Origin of the sequence: Janthinobacterium sp. JC611 (assembly GCF_018682595.1) — a bacterium.
Taxonomy (GTDB): Bacteria; Pseudomonadota; Gammaproteobacteria; order Burkholderiales; family Burkholderiaceae_D; genus Janthinobacterium.
In genome coordinates this window covers 1-22,170 of record NZ_JAFLJN010000037.1, presented here as the reverse complement: position 1 = coordinate 22,170, position 22,170 = coordinate 1, and the positions used below count along the sequence as shown (strand labels likewise).

General features: G+C 51.3%; 12 protein-coding genes and 4 pseudogenes. 11 read left to right on the top strand and 5 right to left on the bottom strand.

Going from position 1 to position 22,170, the window contains the following annotated elements; all coding sequences use genetic code 11:
* Nucleotides 1–132: 132 nt before the first annotated feature.
* Nucleotides 133–3,936 carry a hypothetical protein gene (locus tag J0O65_RS22590; RefSeq protein WP_215409453.1) on the bottom strand — a complete coding sequence of 1,268 codons (3,804 nt, stop codon included), beginning with the start codon at nucleotides 3,934–3,936 and terminating at the stop codon, nucleotides 133–135.
* Between the two features lie 674 nt (nucleotides 3,937–4,610).
* On the opposite strand from J0O65_RS22590, the gene J0O65_RS22585 reads away from it, so the two are divergent.
* Nucleotides 4,611–5,087, top strand: coding sequence for a GvpU-like protein (locus J0O65_RS22585; RefSeq protein WP_215409452.1), 477 nt, complete (start codon nucleotides 4,611–4,613; stop codon nucleotides 5,085–5,087).
* Between the two features lie 523 nt (nucleotides 5,088–5,610).
* Here J0O65_RS22585 and J0O65_RS22580 read toward each other — a convergent pair.
* Nucleotides 5,611–6,432, bottom strand: coding sequence for a GIY-YIG nuclease family protein (locus J0O65_RS22580; protein WP_215409451.1), 822 nt, complete (start codon nucleotides 6,430–6,432; stop codon nucleotides 5,611–5,613).
* 121 nt (nucleotides 6,433–6,553) lie between these two features.
* Here J0O65_RS22580 and J0O65_RS28290 point away from each other — a divergent pair, with 121 nt between their 5' ends.
* The 7 genes from J0O65_RS28290 (at nucleotide 6,554) to J0O65_RS22545 (ending at nucleotide 14,186) form a co-directional block, all read left to right on the top strand.
* Nucleotides 6,554–6,979: a transposase gene (locus J0O65_RS28290; RefSeq protein ID WP_215409450.1), complete on the top strand. Its 426-nt coding sequence runs from the start codon at nucleotides 6,554–6,556 to the stop codon at nucleotides 6,977–6,979.
* Between the two features lie 265 nt (nucleotides 6,980–7,244).
* A complete protein-coding gene (locus tag J0O65_RS22570) occupies nucleotides 7,245–9,107 on the top strand; it encodes a hypothetical protein (protein ID WP_215409449.1) in 1,863 nt (620 codons plus the stop codon).
* Between the two features lie 570 nt (nucleotides 9,108–9,677).
* The gene (locus J0O65_RS22565) at nucleotides 9,678–11,213 is read left to right on the top strand and encodes a phosphorylase family protein (protein ID WP_215409448.1); all 1,536 of its coding nucleotides are present in this window, start codon (nucleotides 9,678–9,680) and stop codon (nucleotides 11,211–11,213) included.
* 38 nt (nucleotides 11,214–11,251) lie between these two features.
* On the top strand, nucleotides 11,252–12,205 hold the full coding sequence (locus J0O65_RS22560) for a CBASS oligonucleotide cyclase (RefSeq protein ID WP_215409447.1): 954 nt from the start codon (nucleotides 11,252–11,254) through the stop codon (nucleotides 12,203–12,205).
* Complete coding sequence (locus J0O65_RS22555) at nucleotides 12,202–12,702, top strand: HORMA-1 domain-containing protein (RefSeq protein ID WP_215409446.1); 501 nt, start codon at nucleotides 12,202–12,204, stop codon at nucleotides 12,700–12,702. The genes J0O65_RS22560 and J0O65_RS22555 overlap by 4 nt, the downstream gene beginning before the upstream one ends.
* Nucleotides 12,699–13,604, top strand: a complete 906-nt coding sequence (locus tag J0O65_RS22550; protein WP_215409445.1) for an AAA family ATPase — start codon at nucleotides 12,699–12,701, stop codon at nucleotides 13,602–13,604. The genes J0O65_RS22555 and J0O65_RS22550 overlap by 4 nt, the downstream gene beginning before the upstream one ends.
* Nucleotides 13,605–13,634: 30 nt before the next feature.
* Nucleotides 13,635–14,186 (top strand): 3'-5' exonuclease, encoded by a 552-nt coding sequence (locus J0O65_RS22545; RefSeq protein ID WP_215409444.1) that lies wholly within the window; start codon nucleotides 13,635–13,637, stop codon nucleotides 14,184–14,186.
* A gap of 556 nt (nucleotides 14,187–14,742) precedes the next feature.
* Here the strand turns inward: J0O65_RS22545 and J0O65_RS22540 are convergent.
* Nucleotides 14,743–14,949 (bottom strand): annotated as a pseudogene (locus J0O65_RS22540) (transposase domain-containing protein); the annotation flags it as partial.
* Nucleotides 14,950–15,240: 291 nt separating this feature from the next.
* Between J0O65_RS22540 and J0O65_RS22535 the strand changes: the two are divergent.
* Nucleotides 15,241–16,068, top strand: coding sequence for a hypothetical protein (locus J0O65_RS22535; protein WP_215409442.1), 828 nt, complete (start codon nucleotides 15,241–15,243; stop codon nucleotides 16,066–16,068).
* Nucleotides 16,069–16,144: 76 nt separating this feature from the next.
* On the opposite strand, the pseudogene J0O65_RS28015 reads toward J0O65_RS22535, so the two are convergent.
* A pseudogene (locus J0O65_RS28015) lies at nucleotides 16,145–16,303 on the bottom strand (IS5/IS1182 family transposase); the annotation flags it as partial.
* A gap of 595 nt (nucleotides 16,304–16,898) precedes the next feature.
* Nucleotides 16,899–17,039: pseudogene (locus tag J0O65_RS28010) on the bottom strand (IS6 family transposase); the annotation flags it as partial.
* A 165-nt stretch (nucleotides 17,040–17,204) separates the two neighbouring features.
* On the opposite strand from J0O65_RS28010, the gene J0O65_RS22530 reads away from it, so the two are divergent.
* Nucleotides 17,205–21,776: an AAA family ATPase gene (locus J0O65_RS22530; RefSeq protein WP_215409441.1), complete on the top strand. Its 4,572-nt coding sequence runs from the start codon at nucleotides 17,205–17,207 to the stop codon at nucleotides 21,774–21,776.
* Nucleotides 21,777–21,888: 112 nt separating this feature from the next.
* Nucleotides 21,889–22,170 (top strand): annotated as a pseudogene (locus J0O65_RS22525) (IS481 family transposase); the annotation flags it as partial.

The window sequence follows — 22,170 nt, the reverse complement described above, 5'->3', positions numbered from 1 at the left end:
CTCTTAGAAGCTGGAGCTAAGTTGCTGACTCGCTCAGATATGCCGCCCTTCGACGTATGTCATCGGGAGGGAGGGCCAGGACCGGCCTTAAATAGTTATTACGATTGTCTAGAACATTGTGACTGTCCACAACTATTCGTCCCGTTTGCTGCGTGCAATAACGCGCTCGGCTTCATGGTCATACTCAGCGGCGAGATCTCTTAGAGTGGACGCGAACCGCATAAAGCCAGCGTTCTCCACAGCTTCCGCACGTGTCCGGTATTTTTCGGCTAATCTACGCTCAGGGGCACCGGTGGGGTCAACCCAGTGGGCACCACGCGAGTTATACAACTGAATCCGAAAACCGTCACGCAAAGTCTCTGCGTCAGGTGCATCCAGGATAGCAGCCACAACCTTATGAATCCACAGCCCAGATGGATCCTCTGGTGCATGGGTCAAGACACGGCCGAACATATCCAATGAAATGCCGAGATGTCCCGTTCTAGTGGCATTCTCCCGCATGGCCCGTGACCATTCGATTAACGCTGCACCGCTAAATCTTCCATCACGTGATCCTGGGACCACCTTCCAGTTACTCAGCAAACGATATGCGTTGGTGGCAATATTTTGCTGTGAAGGGGAAGTCTCCTCAACGGGTTTTTCTTCCTCCTCCGGCCCGAAAACCAGGCGAATCATGTCACAGAATGTATTGGAGTTCTCTGCCATCTCCGATTCGATTGTTTTCGGCGAAACACCTAGATGATGCTCAAGGAGCGGTAGATACACCCATTCAATGCGCGCCAGTTCGCTTTGGTCAGTGCCCTTGGTTTCTTGAAGAAGTGCTATCAACTTAATGGACGAATGCTCCTCCAACTGATGTTGTGGCTCTGACGAATTCACCGCCGCGAGAAGAGCCTTGGCCACTTGGGCATGGTCGATCTTCTTGTGCTGGTGATGAAGCTGATACAGGCAGCTGATAGCCGTGCGGGGCCTGTCATATTGGATTAATTTATCAATCGCATCATGGCTTCCTTCGTCCGCTTCGTACATGTTGGCATCAGCGATGCGCCAATACAGTTCTTGGTCTTCCCCCAAGACCACGTCGGCCCTTTGCCAAGTTGGCAGAGTGAATGGGAAAAGGGAAAGGAATTCGGCCGCATCTGGTTTCGGCCATTGCGCAAATCCCTGTTTGTCGATCCATTCCCATTTAGCCAGTGTGAAGCGTGACCAGGCATAGCCAACCGCAAACTGGTATTCGGCGCTATGTCTGTTGCTCAAGAAAGCAGGAAATACGCGCGCGTCCAGATGCTCGCCCGCCTCAGCTCCATAAGCTAGGCCGACCTGCCGAGGCGACCTTGTAGATTTCGCAAGCCGGACAACCGATTCAAAGCCACCAGATGAGTGGATCTCTGCCACCGCATTCCGGCGGCTTTGCTCCAAAGCCTGACTGGCGGTCTCCCAGTCGTTCTCCGAACTATAGAGATCAAAATCGTTACTATTAAATAGCTGACGGAAAAAGATAAGCGGATCCGTCGGCGTGAGCTTATCCGCCAACCGGGCAATCCGCTCCACTTGTTTCTCCGGCATGGCCCATGCCGCGTCGGCGAAACGTCGGTGCTTCCGTACAACGTGGTCCAATGCGGACCAAATGGCAAAGCCAGTTTCGCCGGAAGTGTCCTTCGACACACCCTCTTCAATACTTTGAAACAGCAATTCTTGCACATCTGGTGGCAACACGCCGATTCGGCCAGTAAGCTCGATCAGGCGATCAGTGTCGGAACGCGCCATTTCAGTCGCTAGTCGCGCATATGCCCCAGTCTGATGCCAGTATTCCTCCTCGGACACTCCCTTCTTCCAGTCCTCTGGTATCCAAGAGCGCCATGCAGGACGCCGCGTCCCATTTGATGTGGAATGAGACTCGGGAAAAAGCTTCAACAGCAGTGACCATGCAACCCTGGGTAGGTCCTTGATCAATATTTCGACCGCAGAAATTCGCTTGGGCACATCAGCGCACGTTAAAGGAAGCCACGGCAGCAAAATAGTGCGAAGCGAATTTATTGGGCGGTTCGACCACTTCCCGCCAGGATCCCGGTCGGCCAACTGGGCCAAGCAATGAATTGACCGAATGAACAGATCTGGGGCCCACGCAAGGGTTTCCAGTGCCCACAATAACCCGCTGATGTATGTTCCCCCAGTGAGCGCGTCGTCGCCTTCTTGTTTAAACAGTTCATCAAATGGGCAATCAGTGGCCTGGAGCGAGTCCTCTACCGCCGCTAGAAAAGCACTAGGCGACGCCTCAGCCAGCAATGGCACGACATCGTTGAGTGTTGCCCAGTGCTGCCAAGTGGCATCATCCAGGATGTCGCGCACCGCACGAGTGGCAATATAGGGTGCTTTTCCAGTTGAACAGGATGTTAAGGCAGTCGGTTCGCTGCCAAGCAATGCAAGGAATTCAGACACCCCTAGCCGCAGCGTCGACGAATGCCGATTTGACTTTCCTCTAAAATTGGCAAAATGGCGCTGGTCGGGCGGCAAATCAAGTTCAGGATGCACCTCACGGAGAACTGTGACGGCAACTTGGCCGACGCGCTCAACCTGATCATTGAATAGCATTGGGCCAAGTGCGAACCAGCCCTCGTAGCGTGCGGCGAAGCGCCATTCGCTTTCCCATTGTTTAAGGGGAGTGCCCGGGCGCAACGCTGCCTGACGGATTGCCGCGATCCACTCCCCGTAGGTCTTTCCCGCGGCGATTCCTACTGCCTGAGTATCCGCGTCGGAGCGCTCGTTCCAAGATCCCAAAAGCATCGCGATGGCCAGTTCTGCCGAAGCCGAGTTCTCCGCCCATTGGGGCATCAAAGAAAGGTTTTGAATACAGCGTAAAAGCGATCCCAGATTCCCTCCACTTTTCTGGGCAAGCGATCGGGCGCGCTCGTCGTTGTAGCCGCCTTTCTCCAGCCCATCTTGGATATGCTGCATTTTGGGCATGGACAAGGGAATACTGGCCGGGTCTGGAATGCCGCCTCGGGGGCCGCCGAATATCACAGCATGCCCTTTGCGTCGTGCCTTCTGGATTAAACGCAACCCCATGTCATTATTCAGGTCGAGTTGCGCGTCAGCAATCAGAATGTGCTTTTCGTCGTAAAGAACAAGCGCTTCCCATGCTGCAGGGCTTGATAAGATCAAGCACCGCCCCATTGCATCGGCCTTGGTTTCTGCATCAAATGTCGAGATATATGCCGAGATGAAGTCGACAACTTGATCGGGATAATGGGTCTCCAGCTTCAGCTGCGTCAGCTTATCATCGATTACTTCTTGCAATTTAACGCAGGCATCTCCCCTGTTGGCGAGAAATAGCTCGCCGACCAGGGCCGGAGGCTCGCCAATTGAGCGCGTTAGATCCCAGCGCTCTTCCGCAGTTTCAATGTCGTGCATTGGCATGCCGCGCATCGTTTGAAGCAACCATTTTTCTACCGCTGGAAACTTGCGAATCCAGTCCAGCAGCACGGTTCCATCGATCACGCGTACCTCGCGCCACTCCTCTTGATTTCGACGCTTAGACAGCCAATCAAGCTGAGCTTCAGGTTTCCACGAAACCTCCCATCCTCGTCGTCCAGAAAATGGCGTGACAAATACAAAGGTCGCCGCCTTGCGAACATCTTCAGGCGTCGCTTCTTTCAGGCTTTTGTAATCTGACGTAGCCTTCGCTCCAGCATCAAGATTGGTACCGATTTCCCAGTAAGAATCACCGTCTGGCACGAAGGGATCGAAACCCAGATCAACACGTAGTTTTCCATCGGGGCCGTGCTGCCCGATACTGTCGCCCAGCGGGAAACGGCGCTCCCGTGGTTTTGGCACAGATGCAGCAACTAGACGCCAAACCAGTTCCACGATGACACCTTGTGCGTCCCGGGCATTGCCTCGGACCCAGTCATCGAGTAAATTTTCAGTGAGCAGCAAGTGGTAGTCTCCCAGGAGTGGAAAAAGTCAGCGCGAGAAGCTTTTACTAAAAAAGATTTTACTAGAATTGCCAAGGAGATAAAGATGACTTTAGGTAAGCGATTGGTAAAAGTGGCCGATTGTCATCGATTACATTGAATCGTCACGAGTTCGCTAGACGCTCTTCAGACGCTCCAAATACTGCTTTTCGCAATTGGGCGGGCTGGGAGGCACATGATGACCAGTCCACCACCGGAGCGTGGCCGAGCGCACGAAGCAGTTGACGGGCTAGTTTATCGTAGGCAACTGTGCCGCTATCGCGCGCAGAAGCAGGCGCTCTGGTGCTACCTCGATCGGATAAGCCATCCTTTGCCGGCGATTATGGCTAAGGGAGGCCTGCTTTTGCTAGCGCGCTGTAGGAGACTCTACAGGGCAGGGGAGATAGACAGGCCAGCCCCGGTCTCGGCGTTGGACCAGGCAGCTACGAGATCGCACGCCAAGCACCTAGCAGGACACCGAGCCTCCAACACGATCTATCGGTTCTTCATCTTTCAAGAACCATGGATCAGGAGAGGCTGATCTACCTGTGGCGATTCAAAACCACTAAACACTGAAGCTACTGGTATCAACGTAAAAAAGTAGTAACATGACATGAAATTCAACATTGCCCAGACTACCTCATTTTATAGGCATATATGTCAAACTACGTCAATCTTAGTCAAACATTCATTAAAAATGAACAAACTTCGGAATTGCAAGATCAATTTATTTTGGAATTAAATAAAGCAGTCAATACAGTTCAAGGTGAAACATTTGAGATTACGTTTCAAGTTGGAAGCCTCATGATCTCAGGAACTCTAATTGGAGGACATGAATACTACAAAGAGATAATGAAGCAATTGCACAACTCAAAAAAAGACACGATCACTTCCTGCTCAGTAGATGATTATATAAGAAAATCTATTGTGTATTACTCTCAAGAAAATAAATCAACATCCAATATTTTTACAGTTCTACATATTCGAGATGCTAAGTTCCACCCAGAAAATAGAATATCAAATACTACAGGCCCGTCGCTATGGCGCGGGCGCGCATCTTGCATTGATGGATTTATGCTAGGGCGCTGGGATCACGAAAAAGAAAACCAAAACAGCGTCAGTCCGACAGATTAAGAGGGGTGCAAAAACAAAACTCCTGAAAGCGAGTCTGTTGAGTAGCATACGTGCATCAACCAACCACACCCAGGCTTCCGAAACAGTGAGTTTGCGGTCGTGATGGCGGATATGCAACTCGTCGGCGATCTTCTGCAACCTGGCTTGGGCGCGCACCACCAATATTTCGTGCAAAACTGCGATATGCTCAGGCTTCAACGCTGGTGGTCTGCCACCGGCACTACTTGACGGCGCAGTGCTGCCGAGTGAATGTTTGGTTGCCATGACATGCTCCCTCCACATCGAGATAGCATGCCACAATTTCGTTGTTGATTTTGTCTACACCCTCTAAGGCAGCAAAGGTCACAAATGAAAGGGTGGAGCTGGTCTGTGTTTACAATTCAGCCGAGTTGTAAGTTCTTGCGTCACTGTTGACATCGATTCACAATGCAAAGGTGTCACACCTCGAATAACCCTAAGAGTGGAGGAGCGGAGATCCTTCCTTCACTCTTGTCTGCTAGCGGTCCCGTGCGGATAGCTTTCGCTACCAATTCAAAGGGGGAATCGGTTCCTTCGTTGCAGCCGATCGTGTGGGCAGCCTATCTAAGAAGGTCATACTTTGAGCAACGAAATAACTAATCACTGCTTCCCATTCTTTTACCCCACTGCTCGAAAAATTCACGTTGAATTGCACAACGTCCGCAGATCCGGCCACAGAGCAGAAATTGAATCCGCCCCAACCATATTGATCTTCGATTTGGAACCGGAAATAGGCCATGACGGCACTCGATTCAGAATCCAAAGACGAAACGCTAATCGGTCGCCGCACCCGAAAACAAATCTGGTCGCCACTTCGTTCGTATTCGAACGGTATCCGCGTCTGACGGCGGTGCAATACTGTTAGCAAGCGGTTGATCATGCCAAACTTCTTGGCCATATCACTGATGCTACGAGTCATGCAAATAGATTTTCGCAGCAGTCTGTCTCGTCGGCCCCTCCGCCGTACATTGCCCTGCGGTGACGGGGGCAGTACCACTCCCATTTTTAGGCCACCCAGCTCTGGCTTGTTCGCACAATAGATTTCTAAGTACTGCAAAGCAATCGGGAGTGCAGGCTTTGCGCGAAGCTCAGTTTTGCCATCGCCCTCCATGACAGATACAGCAAACTGCGCCAGCAACGACAACAAAGCCCCTTCCACCTGACGTACCACGGGCAAAGGAGCTTGTAAGTAATACGAAGCACCGTAATCAACTGGCCCCCATATACGCTGAAGAACAGCGATTCTGGCGTGAATATCGTCTGCTTTACCAATCTTGATGTAATCTCCGTCGCGGAACACCAAAATGTACAAGTTGCTCATTTGCATTACCTAGGTCCTTTTTCGATAACTAGTTGAATCGTTTGCTGAATGTTGTGTGCGCGAGCTCATCTGACATCATTTTCGGGGCCGTGCCATGGCCAAAGCACTTCTTCCTGACGACCTGTGAGTGCTTATTCAGCCATTGCTACCAGCACATCGTCCATCTCCCAAAGGCGGGCGCCCTCGCATTGACGACCGCGCCGCGTTGACCGGCATCTTGTTCGACGTCAAGACCGGCTTGCTCTGGGAATACCTTCCTAATGAACTGGGTTGTGACCGCGGCATGAGTTGCTCGCGGCGTCTACATGCCTGGCAACAGACCGGTGTATGGCAACTCATCCATGACGCCATGCTGCAGCACTTGCAAGAATACGAGCAGATTCAGTGGGAACGCGCCAGTGTCGACTCGGCCAGCGTGCCATCCCCCTCTTGGCGGACAGCATACCGGCCCCAATCCCACCGACCGCAGCAAGCCCGGATGCAAGCACCATCTGCTCGTCGATCAACGCGGACTGCCTCTGGTGGCGAGCATATCAGGGGCTCAGTTACATGATTCCGCATGCTCATTCCCCTGCTTGAGGCCATCCCCTCAGTAGCAGGCCTTGCGGGCCGGCACCGCAAACGTCCTGCCAAACGGCATGCCGACGAGGTCTATGCTTCGCTTGCCGATAGGACCTGGTTGCGTAGGCATGGCATCGCTCCACACATAGCCGGCTATGGCATCGAGTCGCGCGATCGGCTGGCTATGTAACATCTTAAAATACTTGCAAATGGCCATCATTAAATGCGAATATCCACAATTATATATATGTTGACGTGTGGAAATGGCGAAAAGATTTGTTTACAAACGATTAGCAAAGAAGCATGGAATCTGGCGCGTGGACGGCATCGGGGTAGTCAGTTACAGTCAACGTGGCAGTAGCCGACTGATGCTCCACCTGTCAGGTATCCAAGAAGAATTTAGAGAGTCACCCTATGTGAAGGAGGCACTGAACGGCCAGTACCTTGCACTCTCTATTCACCCAGCCAGTGCTCGACATTTTTTGGTCGGCTCTTTATGGCGAGATGGTTCCCGCATTTACCTCCCCCCTCAAGAAAAGTCCGATTTTTTTATCGATACAAACCTTGCCAGTTACAGAAGGCTGCGAGAAGGAGTTGAAATCAATGAGATTCACTTAAAGGACTTTTTGCCGCCAGCCTACTTTAAGATGGCGCGTGAAAGTTACCAAGGCCTACTCCCCACTGGATATTTTGTTGTTCCGGTCCAGCCTGGCGCCCCCTTTAAATGGATGATTGTTCCAGCATCAGAAGTACTGAGGTTCTATTTTGGAACTTCTGAGCGGCTTCTACATTCAATCATCAACGGAAGTTTGAGCAAGTTCGTGGATTGGGAAAGATCCCGCATTGATAACTACGAACCAGTTTTACACGTCGAAAAAAATCTGTCCCGTCTGGAAGCATTTGTCTTAGGTAGAGCACTTGAAAACAAACAAGCATTTCGAGCGCTGACAGGGGTACAACAGTATTTGGCCGGGATAAGTATAAAGAATAAAACTCGACTTGATCAGGAGCATGCTCCATTGCCTTTCGTACTTCGCACTGAGTTCCCCTTTTTAGGTCGAACACGCTTACGGGTTTCAGGAAAGCGTATTGTCATCTCAAAACCCGGTGACTCGAAAGAGTGGGCAATCTTCGCGATGTTCATAGATCAATGTAATCACTCCCTCGGCTTTTCTAGAGTAATTCAAGAAAGTGATATTCCTCGCGATGTCAGTGCACCGGGTGACAGATCAAGCAGCGGTCGCCCTCAGCTAGAGCCGCAGATTGAAGATGAGGAAAAATATGAATTTGATGACGTACCAGCTGATGCGAAGATTAAGCGAGTCGTATCAAAAACATTCACCAATCAATTTCCAGCATTCGCTCGAATGAAATTCGAGCACAAACGACCAATTGCAGATCCGAGCTACGGGCGTCCACCTATCCCTGGTGAAGTACCCGTCAGAAATTTAACGATAAACGACGGTGAATACTCCGCTGACGCATCCAATAACGTTGGGGTAAGTGGATTTGACAGCTTTGCATACGAGACTGAAACAGCCTTGACGCAATTTATCGAAGCAATTAATCACCTTCGAAAACTTCCGGGAGCTTCGGGATGGCAAATTCAATCACACAATCTCACGGGCCAGCAAAATTTGACGTTGAAAGGCGAGCGTTTGGCCTACTTCCCAGAGCACATCAAACGTGTACGTAGTTGGCATATTGTCGAACTACCGTCTGGAGACACTCGGCCACGCCAAGTCATGCTCATAGAAATAAAGCTTGACAAAGCACGTTTCTATATTTGTGAGATGGAGTTGAAAAATAAAGAAGCACAATGCACTATCGTCTTGTTTAGACAGGATTTCTCGATTGTAGAAGACGACGAGTTTCGTGAGCTTTTGATTCTTACTGCTCTAAGAAATCGCTGGCCAGAAGCGGGAAAGACATGGGAAAAGAAAGCTGACTTCGACCGACAGGAACGCTTCTTCATCGACCACGGGATTACACGGATACACCACCCTGCCGAGACGGTCGATAAAAAAACGAAGATGAAGATTCCCGTGAAAGCCTCTGGCTGGGCAAAGGAACTAATGGCGGCCCTAGAGCATGAGGTTCTCCCTCGAATTCCTACTTAGGGAGCCGCTGATTAATTCGACTTTTCGTCCAAACCATGTATGTAAGTTCTTGATTTGTAAGGTGGCGGATTTTTAGAAACTGAATTAATCAGCGCTTCCTTAGGTTACTGAAATGTATCGGCTCCACCATGGCAGACAATATTTGGCGCCTAGAAATATCTTGAGTATTCTCATCAAACCGGACACCATGTTGCGTTCTCATGCGGACATTGTTTCTCCTACTTGGACAATCGCCTCCGACGCACGCTCGTTACGCTCGCTTTAACGGTCAGCCAGGGTAAACACTAGACCGACGCGGAAGCACCGCGTGCCCACGGCAAAGGCCTCCCATCACGGCTGGTCGCTTGAGCTGCCTGCGGTCAGGCTGAAAGTTGCCCTCACAAGCCAAACCGTTGACGGCATGATTCTTTTCAACAAAGCTACTTGAAATGCAAATGTTTATTCCCATCTAACGACAAGTTAGGATACGGTGCCGTTTTGCAACAACCAGCCGCGAATAACAAATAAGAAACTTAATAAAGTGCGGTAGTGATGGCGCACGAGGTAACCGATCCAATAAGAGGCCTGTAGATGACCAATCCTTCCTTGCTGGCTTCAAGCCACATTTTGCTTGCTGGTAGTATTTCCACTTCCACTGAAAATGCGTTGGTTGACCGGGCGCACGAATTCGTCAACGCCTTCGTTGACGAATCTCTCAAAGAAGGTGCTGGCTTCGTCGTCTACTTGTCATCGGAACCGATCAATGACGCTGGCAAGCCACTGGTGTTCGACTGGACTGTCACCAAGGCCGTAGACAGGCTCATCACTGGGCACGTTGATAAGCCGCGCCTCAAGATTGTGGCTTCCGAAGAGCGCCTGACTACTAATTGCAATGTGGAACAGCGCCGTCTGATCGCTATGCTGACCGCGCGCGGTGTAGCTGAACTGGAATACGTCGAGGAGGAGGTGCTTACCGGTGGCAACGTGGGCGACGAACAGGTAGAGCACGCCACGGTCATGGTCGCACTAGGTGGCGGAAAGGGTGTGTCGGACCGCGCGCGTAAGATGACTAAGCGCCAGCTGCCGGTGCTGCCACTTGACCTGCAAATTGGTGCGAATAGTGAGGATGGAACGGGCGCTCTGTCTGTCTTGAAAAACTTCAAAGCGTTTCCGCTTACCTATATGCCAAACAGTGGAAACAAGGTGGTCAAGCAGTTGCCCGCGCTTTCGCTTCAAGAGCCAGTCTTGACGATGGCCGAAATCAGCACGCGCATCGCCAAAATCTTCTACCAGGAAGAGCAGGCCCGCATTGAAGCGCTCCCGCCCGACGTTTTGGTGTTGACCGCCCTGGATGTTGAGCTGGCAGCGGCAAAACACGCCTTCGGTATTGCGGAAGATGCAGAGCATACGACTACCCAAAACGGGCTCCACATTTATAAGGCGCCAGTTACCCAGCGTAACGGCAAGACCGCCAGCTGTGTGGTTGCGTGCTTCGCTGCGGCCGGCAACGTCGATGCTGCAGTGGTCACTTCGATGTTGCTGAGTGAACTGAACCCCGCCAACGTAATGATGCTGGGGATCGCTGCCGGTATGCGCGACAAATGCGCCTTGGGTGAAGTGGTGCTGGCTGAGCGCATAGTGAGCTATGAAGGTGAAGCAGTCCTCGAGGGCGGCAAGGTTGAGGCACGCCCCGAGATTACCCGCTTAAACTTCCGCGTGCGCCAAGACGTCGGAGATTACTTGTCGAACCGCGCATCGCTCGAGACGCGCCTGACGAGCCGATACAATACCCTCGGCATTAAGTTCCCAAAGGATGTCGAAGCTGGCCCAGTTGCCAAGTCTGTTATGCCCAAGCAGTCTACCGTTGCCAGCGGCGAGAAGCTCCTGCGTAACCCGGAGGTCTTTAAGGGTATGCGTGAGCTGCACGGCAAGGTCGAAGTCGCCGAGATGGAAGCTGCAGGCCTGTTCGCTGCATGCAACAGCTACGGTAAGCCCGTCCTCATGGTGCGCGGCATCAGTGACTTCGGCGATTCGAAGAAAGACAACAGGTTCCATCTTCTGGCAGCGAAGGCTGCAGCGGCAGTGACTGCCGATTACATCGCGTATGGCATGACGTTGCAGAACTAAGCCATTTCCTTCATAGCTGTATAGAAAATAGAGAAACTATGCCACTCTCCAACGCCGCACTTGAGTATTTCGACCATAACGTATTGCGTCTTCCAGCGGAAAAGCGTAAGCAGTATCACGCTCAAGTTGACAATCTCGTATCTGAACTAAAAAAGGGGATCACCGAGCAGTCCCAGCTGAAGGTCGCCAAGGTAGTCAAGGCGGGGTCTTTTGCGAAATTCACCATCCTGCGCAAGATTGATGATTATCCGACCGATATTGACGTTGTCTTTTACATCACTGGCGCCGACTTTGACAGCAAGTCCTATGAGGAACTTTGCAATAAGATTTACGAACTCCTAATTGAAATCTACCCGACCAAAAAGGTTGAGGATTTCGAAATTGGTCGTCGCGCTGCTACCGTGACCTTTGTTGGTAGCGGCCTGACCGTAGATGTCGTTCCTGTTCTCCAGCTCCCGAATGCCCCCGACCACGGCTGGCAATTCGACATCCAGACCGGCCTTAAGAACTTGACTTGCGCCCCTTGCCACATCAAGTTCATCAAGGATCGAAAAGACAAGGACAAGCACTTCCGTACCTTGGTGCGACTCGCGAAGCGCTGGAAGCATCACCATGATGTACCTGGTCTGAAGTCGTTTCACATCGAACTCATCCTGGCGTATCTGGTTGATACGCGTGGCCCAGCTGAGACTATCGAAAAACGCTTCAGGGATTTCCTTCTTTACCTCGCACAAAGCAAGCTGGGCGAACGCATCGACTTCCCGGAAAACGACGGCAAGGTCAAGAAGGTCTTTTCCGACCCAGTGGTGATTATTGACCCGGTTAGCCCCGAAAACAACGTCGCATCCCGTATCACGCCCGAGGAGAAGGACACGATCGCAGAGTACGCGTTGGAAGCATGGGAAGCAGCAAATTTTGCATCGGTCGAGAACAGCGAGGCCGTATGGCAAGAAATTTTTGGCATTCGTTTCAAGACCAAGGAAAAAGAATGAGCACCAACACAAGCACCAGCACCAGCACCAGCACCTATACGGTGGCGGATATCGAGAGCGTCATGCGCAGCGTGAAGGCCGACATGATTATGATTGCAGGCTCTACCAGTGCCATGACGGAGGAGGATGCAGCCAGCTACGCACACGATATCGAGTTGCTGGCCAAGAAGGGTTATCTCCAATTCGTTGATGTGACCCTGATGAAAAACGGCGACGAGCTGAAGGCAGTCCGCTATGACTTCCTGACCGACGGGGCGTCCGGCACGTCCCGCCCGGGCGGCGTTCTGTGGCCTCACGCTCCGAAATCTGAAGGTGGTCACATCCGTATTACTTTGCGCTATACCAAAGAGGGTACGGCGGATGCGCGTGCGAAGTTGTCGTTGAAGATAGGCTGGGTCCCGTCGACCGACAACATCAGCCATCAACAGCTTTCGTCAACGACCGGTCGCGGGTACAGCAGCAACGGTTTCGGCACCAACCGTAAGGACTTTACATGAGCAATTTGGCAAATCCAAACGTCTTCGAACTGAAAACCAGCTTGCCGACACAAGAACTCCAGATACAGGAGCAAAAGCTGCTGGGCTTCGATGAGCGCTACACGCGTGTGCAAAAGCGTCTTCAGCTCATGATGCAGACGAGCGAACTCGAACGCTGGAGCCAGACCCACCATAGAAAGCAGTTGGCCGTGATTGGCCTGCTGAACGACCAGTATCCGCTGGCCATCTTCTACGGCGACGTCGGCACAGGAAAGACGGCAAATGCTGAAGCTATCGCTAACCGGCTAGCGCGCGAAGCGAGGATTGAAGACGCGATTCTCTTTAAGCTCAGCAACAAGGTTCGCGGCACTGGCAAGGTAGGCGAAATGGGCACCCTGATTGCCCAAGCGTTCGAGGACATTGGCCGTGCTATTGGGCGCGGCAAGGGCCGCGCCTTCCTTATAATCGATGAGGGTGACTCGCTGGGTGCCTCTCGTAGCCAGGAGCACAGCCACCATGAAGACAAGGTAGGCGTAAACACGCTCATTCAAGCCATCGATGGACTGCGCAAGCAGGGTGGCCGCATTTTCGCGATCCTTTGCACGAATCGTCTTGATGCGCTGGATGCAGCAGTGATCCGTCGCGCCTCGATTGTGGAGGAATTCAAACGCCCATCTGAAGCAGAACGGCTCGACCTCTTCAAAAAGGACCTGGCTGATTTGAGCCTGCCGTCGCTGGACCTTGATAAATTGGTGAAGGCGACGGCTGCTGTGGGTGCAAAACCTTCATGGACCTACTCTGACATTCGCACGCGTCTGTATCCCGCCGCAGTTGCTAAGGCATTTCCGGACTCGCCGCTGAAGTTCGAGCATTTCCTGGAAGCTGCGAACGAGATGGCCCCGTCGCCGGTCATGCACGGCTGATTTATTAAATAATCTAATCGGAGAAATCCAATGAGCAAAAAGCAGGAAGTCTTTATCTCGATAGACATCGAAACCGCAGGCCCTATTGTCGGCGAACACAGTTTGCTGACAATAGGTGCCTGCCTGGCGTACACCCCAGAGGTGGAGTTCTCTGTAATGCTCAAGCCCACTACTGACCAGGCGGTGAAGGAAGCGCTGGAAGTGAGCGGCCTTTCACTGGAGCAGGCCAGGAAGGACGGCCTGGAGCCGACGGAGGCAATGGCTGCTTTTGCCGCCTGGGTAGCCAAGAACCTGCCCGAAGATAGCATCCCCGTCTTCGTGGGCCTGAATGCGCCCTTCGATTGGGCGTTCGTAAACTATTATTTCCTGAAGTACCTGGGTGAGAATCCTTTCGGGTTCACCGCCTTGGATATCAAGGCACTGTTCATGGGTGCAACGGGCTGCAGCTGGCACGATACCAAGTCCAGTTCCATTGACAAGCGTGTCCACCCAACGCTGAAGGGCGACCATGACGCCCTTCATGACGCACGCTACCAGGCCGAGCTGTTTCGCTTAGTGTACAAACTGAGTCAACAACGCTAATTCGCCGCACTTAATCAGTCTCGGCCCCCGCATGGCCTGTGACGGCGATGTTGCAGGCTTGGCTCTGCTTTTCCCATAGCTGTCGTGCGTATGACGCGTATCCGATGGAAATACCCATGAATGCTGCAAGCCTACGGGCGGTAACACGCCCGGGGCGCCGCTTTAAGACTTCACACGCAGCAAGGATCTCCTGATCACAGGGCAGGAAGGTCCTTCGATCCAAAAATTCGTCAGCAACTGATGCAAGCCAAAACGGAAGCGCAGAGGAGGATTCGCAAAGTCTAGAGCGCGTGAAACCGCTCGCCGAGCATGCGCGAACGAACCTCGTTGGCCATTTCTCCATGAGCCACCATACCGCCAGTACCAGGCTAGCCCGCCTTGAAAGGTTAAGCATTTCAAACTCATGTCTGCCGTCTCCTATGATGTCTAGTCCGGCATACTCCGATAGCGCTTTCCGCAACAGTGCGCCATTAGTAAGCGTCCGGCCACTACCGTCTTGAACGGGTATTCAATCGGACCGATGATAGCGTCACACCGCTGGGAAGCGGCGTGTTGTTTAGGCAGGGTTGATCTGCTGGAGGTAGTTCCACGGCAGGAATTCTTCGACCCGGCTGGCCCGGTGGTCAGCGCTGCGCATGAGCACATGGCGTAGCCAGGCCTCAGGATTGACGCCATTGAACTTGGCCGTCCCGAACAACGAGTAGATCACGCCGGCGCGCTCGCCGCCACTGTCGCCGCCTGCGTACAGATGGCTTGGGCGGCCGGTAGTCCCGGTAGTGCCGGTAGCCGAAGGTCAAGCAGCTTTTGCTTAATCGCGGCAGAAGGCTCTGCAGGGCAGGGGAAATAGACAGGCCAGACCCGATCTCGTCGGTGGATCGGGCGGCTACGAGTTCGCACACCAGGTGCCCGGCAAGACACCCATGCCGCAGCATGATCCATCGGTTTTTCATCCTTCAAGAATTATGGATCAGGAGAGTCTAGGCTACGGATGGCAATTTAAATATTTACCCCTCTTTCTGCTGTCTAATTCACATTGAAAATCCTGAGCAGGCTAATGGATAACACCAATCAACACTACGTCTACTTCTATCGCACCAAGGCGGGCAAGCCGCTTTATATCGGTTATGGTCTCCGCGCTGTACGCTCAGCAGCACATCTGACCGACAGGGCTCACAACAAAAAGTTGACCGACGCCCTTTTAGATGGCAACTATACCCTTGAGATTGCCGGTCCGTTCGGTGATGAACAACGCGCCAGGGCGGTTGAAACCGCCTTGATTTCTGCGTATCAGTTGGAATCCACTCTATGTAACATCAACAAGGGTCATGACGCTTGGCGTTTTCGTTCTCTGGGCGTACCTAACGCCTTCGTGCACCGCGTCGACTCCTTGCCATTGAATCGGGAGGAGTGGGTAAAACTTGCTAAGCGCGCTGGCGGCATTATAGTTGTCAACATCAACGACTGTGACCTGAAGGATGGACGCGCCGGCGACTTGCTTGCGAATATTCGCAGCGACATTGAAATTGCCAATCGCGTCGACCGCTACTGGCAACTTAAAGGATTTGCTATCCGCGAATGGGTAAAAGCCCCCACCTTCAGTCCCGGACTTTTGGTAGGAGTGAGCGGACGTGGTGCGTTACGCATGGTGATTGCGAGTATTCGTATAGACCGCAGTGGGTGGGGGGATGCCGTGGCTGAGGCGAGGCGGCAAGGCTTGCTACGAATTCCACATGATGCAGAAAATCTGGGAGAGCTCGACTATCTCAAATTGCGCGGCCGTCGCATTGATCCGGCTGCCGGGCAACGCTTCGGACGTTTACGTCACGAATTATTCATCATATTGGATAAAAACGGCGAGGTTATCCTAGGAGGCAAGAAATAGTCGTCAATGCTTTGCCCCTGCAAAAGCGTCGTAATAGGAGTACAACACCGAGAATCGATAAGATATTTAAGCACGCCTAGCAAAACCGCTGAGCGTATCTCCAGCAGATGAGTATGCAGGCAAGCGAGAGGAATGCCTGGTGTATATCGGCTCGGCGTTCTTAGCAGATGCGTAATCGGCGGAGGCGGTGCAGCGAGCCCAGCGTGCGTTCGACCACCCTGCGCCATTTACTCAGGCGTTCGCGCGACTCGATGTGATTGCACAACAACGCTTTACCCGCGCCCCGCCTCACACATATAAGCGATAGCAAACGATTCGTATGGCTGCAGGCTGAGGTGGTCGGTCCAGCTATGACGCTGGACATAGTTGTTGATCAAGCCTTGCCCGGCAATGCCGTGCAGCGTTGCCGACAGTCACCGAAGCAGTCTCAGGGGAATAGCCAACAGCCGGCCACGCCAGCGCAGTGGACCTGATCGACCATTTGCCGGCGTCGCCGCAAGGTCGACTAGCAACGGCGCAAATGGTCCCGATTTAGGCGACCTGGTTCGTCAGTTGGTTGATGCCGGCAGCCGGGTAAGTAGGCCTGGCAGAAGTCGGGGCTGCACCGTGCCATTCTCGACCATGGTTGGGGCTAATTCAGGCGGCAACTCTCCTACATGATGGAATGGGACGGTGGTACGTTGCTGGCCACGCCACCGTACCACACCAGCCAGGCGTGCCTGGACGAGGGGATAGGAGGGGCGGTAACGGCGCGTACGCCACAGCTTCAACAACAAGCTGCCCCTAATCTACAAAAAGCCGCATTTCAAGCGACTGGCGAGTGTCTAGCAGACTTGTGGCGATTCAACCGACACGCCACGCTCTTCCATCATTTCCTCGATGTGCCGGTAGCTCAACGAATAGGCCGCATACCAGCGGATGCAAACCAAGATCACATCGATCGAAAAGCGCGTCCCTTTGAGGTCGAGCAAAGTGGGTCTAATGTGCGGACGTTGCAGTCTACCTGATCGATATCCGACGGGTTGCTAATGCGATATAACCATAAAAAAAATAGCCCGTGCCTTATTATATGAAGGCAAGACCAGTCGATGTCACTACTATATAATCGTACATCCCTACATCTATAGGAGTGGAAAATGAGCGTCGCAGGCATCCGTTCGAATCGCGGCGATGCTTACCAAACTTTGGTGGCATTTGATTGGGCGCTGACGATCTTGTCGGATCAAGACTATGAGTGGCTTGAAATCGATTCAATAAATTATTCGGTCGACGACGTGGTGGTTTGCAAGACTAATGGTAAAAAAATTGCTTCTCAATGCAAAAAAAACCAAGTCGATTTCAAAGCATGGACAACCGCCGAACTCGGTGACGAGTTGGACAAAGCGGCCTGTCTACTGATCAGTGACCCGAACACTGAAGTTCGCTTCTATTCTCGCAGTAATTTTGGTGATCTCGCAAAGCTGAAGGAACATTGTTCGACTCAACCCGATGGATCTAGCTACCAAGCGAGTCTAAGCACCAGGCTTGAAGTGGTAGATTTGGCGTTAGCGTCCGTGTTGAGCAGATCCACTCCCAGTATTTCTGTTTTTGATTTCTTGCGCCGGACAACTTTTGTTACCACGGATGAATTGGATCGCATGCATACAGTTCTGCGTGAGCGGTTACGTAGTATGGTGAGTAATCCTGATCTTGTATTTAGCGTACTGTGGACACGTCTTGATCACTTGGGTGCACGCATAACTGGAAACGGCATATCTACCGCCGTACAGCATCGTTTAACCCGGACTGATTTGGAATCAATAATTCGTCAGGCTGGAGCGCTGTTGGTTCCTCCCATGAATTTGACAGAAATACGAGCATCTTTTTCGAGTACTTCTGCTATCGGAAGATCGTGGCGGCGGGATATCGCGAACCAACGTATTTCTACATCAATCGTCAACGAAATGCTTGCAGCTATCGATTCTGCGAATAGGTCCATCTTACTTACAGGTGTTCCCGGCTCAGGGAAGACCTGTGCGATGCTTGATTTACAAGAGGCGTTAGAGGAACGCGCTAGAACAGATTCAAATGTCGTTCCGCTCTTTATTCAGTCGCGCGAATTCGCCGATTTAGCTACAGTGGATGATCGACAAGCTCAAGGCCTGTCCAGACAGTGGGTTGAGAAAGCCGCTCGCATGGCTGATGGAGCCACTGTGGTTGTGATTGTAGATTCGTTAGACGTACTATCCATCGCACGCGATCATCGAGTTCTATCATACTTTTTGGCACAAATAGACCGACTTCTATTGATTCCTAACATCACTGTGGTTACTGCTTGCCGAGATTTCGATAGACATTACGACCGGCGAATTAGCGATCGCCGATGGGATCGCGAATTTAAATGTCAACTCTTGAATTGGGATTCCGAGATAGCGCCACTGCTGATGCAGTCGGGAATATCAATTGTCAATATTGATGATATCACCCGTAATATAATTACCAATCCTCGTGAGCTTGCTTTGTTTGTTGATTTAGCCATGCAAGATGAAAGTTTCAACGTGGTGACCAGCCAAGCCTTAGCGCAACGCTATCTTGATGTTATTGTTCGTGCGAACAGTGCATTAGGCGATGAAGCTGTAAAAATGATTGAAGCTCTCGCAGCAGAAATGCTCAAATTGCGAACATTGGTTTTGCCGAAACAACGATTCAATTCTTCGCAGAACATTCTGAGAGAGCTTTTTAGTTTAAATGTATTACAAGAAACTCAAAATGGAGGCCTTACCTTTGGGCATCAAACCCTCTTGGACGTACTAGTTATAAGTGGAGTTCTGCGCAACGGCGTCACCTTAAACGAATTTATACAGACCTTACCTGCTGTACCTTTCGTGCGTCCAAGTATCCGTAGCTTCTTGGCACAGTTGGCATTGGGCGAGCGCCGAGAATTCCGAAAGCAGATCAGAACGATACTCACTGGTAATGTCGCCTTCCACATTCGTCGCTTGGTCGCCGAATCATTTGCGGAGCAGCTACCTCTAGATGAAGATTGGCCATTGCTACGAGACTTGCGAGAAAAACACCGTGACGTTTTTCTCGTAATCTACATCTCAGCAAGCACTACCGAGTGGCACCATTTCTGGCTGAAACACTTGGTTCCCATCTTGAAATTGACTAGGGACGCCGAAGGATTGGCAACACACGCCCATCGTATTGCTCAATGGAGTAACGATGATAGCGCAGGCGTTCTGTTATTTTGGGCAGAAATTCTTAACCTTGACTATCTAAAGGAGCATCGAATCGCAGACCGCCTGGGAATTCATTTATCTGAAATCAAACCAGAAAATTTAACGCAGATCGCCCCACTACTTGAATATCTGCTTGATTTATCGCTTACCAGCCATAGTTATCTAGGACGCGTTATTGCGAGTTGCGTAAATTTAGGCATTGTGGACGACGCAATACTCTGGCGCTACATAACCGGAAATCTCGCCGCCGAAGATTTAATTCAGTATAGTTTCGATAGCAAGCTACGTTGTCAGCCTCATGAATTCGGTGATAGAAATGAAGATTTTCTGTGTCAACGAATGCTGCAGTCCTCGGCTCTATTGGATTTAGTATTGGCGTCAATTGAGCAATGGAGCGACGTCCGCGCATCGCGCTATGATGAAGCCCACAGAGAATTTCGGCACGGTTTCTTGAGCGATACCTCATTCGATGCAGTGCACAGCAAAAGGGGAATACATCAAATAGAGAGTTTAAATGTTCTGCTTAATGCTGTCGAAGCTGCCATTCTTCACCATGCAGAAACGCACTCAGACTGGTGGTTGAGTAATCGTGAGCGGCTATGCTTCAATCAAGAAGGTGCATTGCAATACTTCGCAGTTCTCGCCTGCACTGCATCACCTGAGGCCAACATGGAGCTAATTGGCAGGATGCTGAGCAACCTAAGATTAATGGAATCTGAACTCGACTACGAATTAGGTGGATTAATAGCATCGGCATTTAGGTACCTCAGTCCGGCAGCACAGGACGATTCCATAAAAACAATTTTCAATATATGGAGTGATAGATTTCGAGACAGTTCTTACTGGGTAATCAAGGCACGTGCTGAATTGATAGCTGCTATTCCATGTTATTTACGATCACCAAACGCGCAGGCCGTAGTAGATGATTACGAAGAAAAGGCTGGAGCATTGATCCGTGAGCCGGCTATCCATTCGCATGGTGGGATGGTAGGCGCACCATTTTCATTTGAGTTATTTCTTGGCACGAGCGATTCCGGAATACTAGCCTTACTTGGACATTATCATAGGTACACAGATTGGCATGGAATCGGTGCCGATTTTTTGATTGGCGGGGAACGTCAAGTCGGCACTCAATTACAAGAAGCCTGCTCGCGCCAGCCTTCCCGATTTCTCAGATTGCTGTCAAGTCACTGGAAGGACATACCGGATAAATTTCGGGAAGATATGTTGTACGGGATATCCATATATTTGGCATATAAACATGGGAATTTGCAGGTAAGTGGACAATGGCAGCCTGTTGAAGAGCCTAATGCTATCTTATTAGCTAGGCAGATACTCGATGAACTCGAAACGCATCCGATTTTTTGGTATCACAACCGGACAGCGGCACATGCGCTGGAGGCATGCGCTAATGTAATCGATGAACCACAAGATGCTGAACGACTGGCATTCTTAGCCATCGGTTTCGGAACTCAGCTTGAGGCTGACCCATTGACGGGGGATCGAGTTGATCTTCTTTCTCAAGGCATCAATATGTCCAGAGGAAAGGTTGTTGAAGCGTTGATGATTCTCGCAACCAACTTTGCTGAGAACGAAAAATATCTTCCCGAAATACTGGTCGCTACTCTACACCGTTTTTCCAGAATAAAATCTCCAGCACTTAGTGCCTTAATTCTTCGCCGTTTACCGTATTTGCAAAGTAAGATGTTTGATCTGGGCTGGGATTTGTTCCACGTCGTCATGCAGGATGCAGATGGACTTTGGAGAATTTCAGAGCCTTGTTTATACTACGCCTATCATGATCACTTTGAAGTTGTAGAACCACTACTGGCACGTCTTCAAATTGAGGGGAAGGGGAAGGATTTGAAAACGTGGGGACGAATTTCTGCGTTAGCTGCATTGGCTAGAAATATCGACTTTGCTCAGCTCATTCACAATCTAACTGCTTTGGATAGTAGTGAAGCATGGATTGGCGCAACAAGTGTTTGGACAAACACCACGAACATCCAACTATATCAAGAGCAGTGCATAGCTGGTATTGAGTCCGGGTTAAGATTAGATTCTCGTCATGCCGATAAGGTTGCGGCGCGAATGGACACCATTTTCCGAGAAACGAACGTGTTGATTCCCGTCCCTATTGAGCTAATTCAGCGTTGCTTCTCTATATATGAAAACGATTCGGACAATAAAAATAATCGGCTTTTCGGATTCCACGATTGGCTAAATGGGACATCACAGACTCAACCAGAACAAGCATTGGCTGCGACCGAAATCTATCTGAACTATCTCAGTCGCAATAAGCCATATCTATATGACTATGATAATAGCCTTGCGCAGCTTCTAACCCGCCTGTTTTCTGAAGCGGAAGAACGAGAGGAATCTGACAACGGCGTTATGTTGAGTCGTGTAGTAATGGCCCAAGATACGCTGCTTTCTATGGGACTAAATGGCATATCCGATTGGCTCAAGGCTGCGGAACGGCCATGACTCGTAGCTGTTTAGATATGGGTGATCATATTCCAACTCGCAGCCTGCCATTTTTCAGGGCCAGGTTGCTTTTGAGTACACTGTTGAATCCTGTCACCCAACTACCAGCGCCATGAGCCAAGCCCTTCACAGCCAAGCCCGCACCACTCATCTGATTCGTGACGAAATCCGCAAATCGACGCTCTCTCAACGGGAACTGGCTGAACGCTACAACGTCAGTCGTCTGACGATCCGCAAGTGGCAGAACCGCGACAGCGCCGAGGATATTTCGCACCGGCCACGGACCATGCACACCACGCTCACGCCTGCGCGGGAATTGATCGTCGTGGAGTTGCGCACCACGCTGCTGCTGCCCACCGACGACCTGCTGGCGGTGGCCCGCGAGTTCGTCAAT

Excerpts from the sequence above, each read along its gene's own strand:
- J0O65_RS22545 (WP_215409444.1), top strand. The coding sequence starts at position 13,635 with ATGAGCAAAAAGCAGGAAGTCTTTATCTCGATAGACATCGAAACCGCA.
- J0O65_RS22530 (WP_215409441.1), top strand. The coding sequence starts at position 17,205 with ATGAGCGTCGCAGGCATCCGTTCGAATCGCGGCGATGCTTACCAAACT.
- J0O65_RS22535 (WP_215409442.1), top strand. The coding sequence starts at position 15,241 with ATGGATAACACCAATCAACACTACGTCTACTTCTATCGCACCAAGGCG.
- J0O65_RS22565 (WP_215409448.1), top strand. The coding sequence starts at position 9,678 with ATGACCAATCCTTCCTTGCTGGCTTCAAGCCACATTTTGCTTGCTGGT.
- J0O65_RS22580 (WP_215409451.1), bottom strand. The coding sequence starts at position 6,432 with ATGCAAATGAGCAACTTGTACATTTTGGTGTTCCGCGACGGAGATTAC.
- J0O65_RS22560 (WP_215409447.1), top strand. The coding sequence starts at position 11,252 with ATGCCACTCTCCAACGCCGCACTTGAGTATTTCGACCATAACGTATTG.
- J0O65_RS22555 (WP_215409446.1), top strand. The coding sequence starts at position 12,202 with ATGAGCACCAACACAAGCACCAGCACCAGCACCAGCACCTATACGGTG.
- J0O65_RS22550 (WP_215409445.1), top strand. The coding sequence starts at position 12,699 with ATGAGCAATTTGGCAAATCCAAACGTCTTCGAACTGAAAACCAGCTTG.
- J0O65_RS22585 (WP_215409452.1), top strand. The coding sequence starts at position 4,611 with ATGTCAAACTACGTCAATCTTAGTCAAACATTCATTAAAAATGAACAA.